The sequence below is a fragment of the Rhizobium sp. BR 317 genome (assembly GCF_047445835.1).
GTDB lineage: Bacteria > Pseudomonadota > Alphaproteobacteria > Rhizobiales > Rhizobiaceae > Rhizobium > Rhizobium paranaense.
The window spans coordinates 1-2,621 of record NZ_JARWLB010000083.1 but is presented as its reverse complement, the minus strand read 5'-3'; the positions used below and the strand labels follow the sequence as shown (position 1 = coordinate 2,621).

General features: G+C 61.3%; 2 protein-coding genes and 2 pseudogenes. 2 read left to right on the top strand and 2 right to left on the bottom strand.

All coding sequences use genetic code 11. The features are described from left to right. Together QD357_RS31795 and ligD are read right to left on the bottom strand one after the other, a co-directional pair. A pseudogene (locus QD357_RS31795) lies at positions 1-348 on the bottom strand (SOS response-associated peptidase); the annotation flags it as partial. Positions 349-409: 61 nt separating this feature from the next. After that, positions 410-1,462 carry a non-homologous end-joining DNA ligase gene (ligD, locus tag QD357_RS31790; RefSeq protein WP_414125971.1) on the bottom strand — a complete coding sequence of 351 codons (1,053 nt, stop codon included), beginning with the start codon at positions 1,460-1,462 and terminating at the stop codon, positions 410-412. Between the two features lie 276 nt (positions 1,463-1,738). On the opposite strand from ligD, the gene QD357_RS31785 reads away from it, so the two are divergent. Next, complete coding sequence (locus tag QD357_RS31785) at positions 1,739-2,491, top strand: ImuA family protein (RefSeq protein WP_414125973.1); 753 nt, start codon at positions 1,739-1,741, stop codon at positions 2,489-2,491. After that, positions 2,412-2,621: pseudogene (locus tag QD357_RS31780) on the top strand (DNA polymerase Y family protein); the annotation flags it as partial. The gene QD357_RS31785 and the pseudogene QD357_RS31780, both read left to right, overlap by 80 nt.

Below are 2,621 nucleotides of genomic sequence, written 5' to 3'. Positions count from 1 at the left end.
GTTTTCGACGCCGAACCATCGCTTCCAATGCGGAAAACTGAGCTTGCGCACGTTGGTCGTACCGCGGTCGGGCTCCATGCGGATCAGCGCTTCGAGATCGAATGGCTTACCCTTGGCCGCAAGTTTCTMGGCCTTGGCTTTGGCCGTCTTCTCGAGCGCGAAGCGCGGGGAGGGCAGTCCCCAGCGCGCATGGACCAGTTGTTTCTTCCCGTCCGCGGTATTGCGGACGATCGGCCCCATCTGATCGGGGTTMATCTGGTATGCCGGCATCAGGTTGATCAGGCTTTCGGCATCCTGGGCCCACTTCGCGACCCAGTCCCTGTCTTCCATGCGATAAAGGTTGCACATGCTAGATATCTACTCCACCGAGCACGAATGGGCGACAATCTAGCGTATAAGGCTGATTTCGCTAGTCGAGCCGGAAGACGTCGGCATTGTCCTGCCGTTCTCGCAAACCCTTGTAAGACGGATGGCGAAGTTTCCCATCCCACGTCCAGGCGCGGAACTCGATCTCGGCGATCAGGGTCGGTTCGACCCAGACAATATCGGAACTTCCGGAATAGGGCAGGGGCGGCTGCTTTCGCTTCCAGCGTAGCTTGTMCAGCATCTTTCGCAACCGGATGGTTTCCGTTTCCTTGAAGCCTGTGCCGACACTTCCAACGTGGACGAGATCGGCTCCGCGATAGGCAGCAAGCACCAACGAGCCAAAGCCGGCAKGGGACGCCGAAGACATCTCATAGCCGACGATGAAGAGAGCCTCGCTCTGGACGCACTTGATCTTCACCCAATCCCCGGTCCGGCCGGAGCGATAGGGCCGGTCGAGGTGCTTGCCGACGATGCCTTCCAGGCCGAGGCGGCAGACATGCTCAAGGAKGACGGCTGGTTCGRCGTCGAGTGTTTCCGATAGCCGAATGCCACCGTCTTTGCCGGTCAACAGGTCATCAAGGAGATGTCGGCGCGACCGGTATTCAACACCCCGCAGATCGTGTCCATCGAAATAGATGAGATCGAAAGCGTAGAAGATCGCATCAGAAGCTCGGTTACCCGCTTGTTTGCCAGACGCGCCGAGCGATTGCTGCAGCAGCMCAAAATCCGGCCGCCCCTCTGCGTCGAGCACAACGGCCTCGCCATCGATGATCATCGTCGCCGGCCCGAGCGCGCGGGCCGCTTCTAGGATCGCCGGAAACCGGTGCGTCCAGTCATGGCCGCCGCGGGTGAGGATCCGGATACCCTGCGGCTCGATATGAACGGCGAGGCGATAGCCATYCCATTTCACCTCCCAGCTCCACTTGTCTCCCTTTGGAGGATGGCTCTTCAATTGCGCCAGCGCGGGCTCGACGCGGTCGGGCATCGGATCGAAAAGCAGCTGCGGCTGGGCCGGATTTCGCTTCACGCGCGGCTTTGAGCGGATCGGAGCCTCGGTGTCACGAACGAGCGGTTTTGATCTCGGAGGCTTCGTCATGGCGGCAGTTCAGCAGAAGAACCTTAAAGACACTGTGACGATACGCCATTTGTCCCCGCAATCCACACCGAAGAGGCGCGGGCGCTCCGAAAAAAACTCAGCCGGCGCTACCGGCCTGATTCTCATGGATATTCTTCTAATTMCTCATGTTCAGGATAATATTCCCATCCTTCCGGTTGCTTGACTCTTCAGTTCGGTGGGAACAKAAACAGAACATCAGCATTTTGCTCGACATGATGTCGGCCGCCAACACGACCTTGAAGGGAGCCGTGAACGATKACTGCTGCCCGCGAAAGGGTGATTTCCGATTTGCGCGAGCGCATCGCCTCGCTGGAGGGCGTGTCAGCCAGAAAGGCTGGCTGTCTTTCCTTCGGCGTGCCGGAAATCGATGCGGTMCTGCCAGGCGGTGGCCTTGCCTATGGCGCCCTGCATGAGTTTGCCGGCGGCGGGCAAGGCACGGTGGATGGTGCCGCGGCAGCGCTTTGCGCAGCTGGCATCGCGGCGCGCACCAAAGGTCCTGTGGTCTGGTGCCTGACGCGGCCGGACCTGTTTTTTCCCGCACTCGCTGAGGTCGGGCTGCATGCGKACCGGGTGATCTTCGTGGAGTCCGACAAGGAAGAGGATGTGCTCGCCAATATGGAGGAGGGGCTGTCCTTCGGCGGCCTCGGCGCCGTGGTCGGTGAACTCGTCCGCCTGCCGATGGTCGGCTCGCGCCGGCTGCAGCTGGCGGCCGAGAAAACAGGGACGATGGCGCTCGCCGTCCGACGCTGGCGCAGGCAGACGGAGGCGAATGATTTTGGCCAACCGACGGCGTCGACCACGCGGTGGCGGGTCAGCGTCATGCCGTCGGAGGAGCTGCCAGTGCCGGGTGTCGGAAGGCCCCAATGGTTGCTGGAACTGATGCGCGTAAAAGCGGGTGAATGTGCTGAATTTCTCGTAAGGGCGTGCGATGACAAGGGTTGTCTCGATCTATCTCCCGGATCTGCCGACGGATCGCATTCGTCGCGCCGATCCGTCCATTCCGCCTGAACAGCCAATCGCCGTGATTGCCAGGAGCGGCTCGAAGCGCTGGGTGTCGGCCGCCGACGCGGCCGCCAGACTAGCCGGCGTTCATGTCGGCATGCCGGCGGCGAAAGCGCAGGCGTTGTTCCGCGGCCTG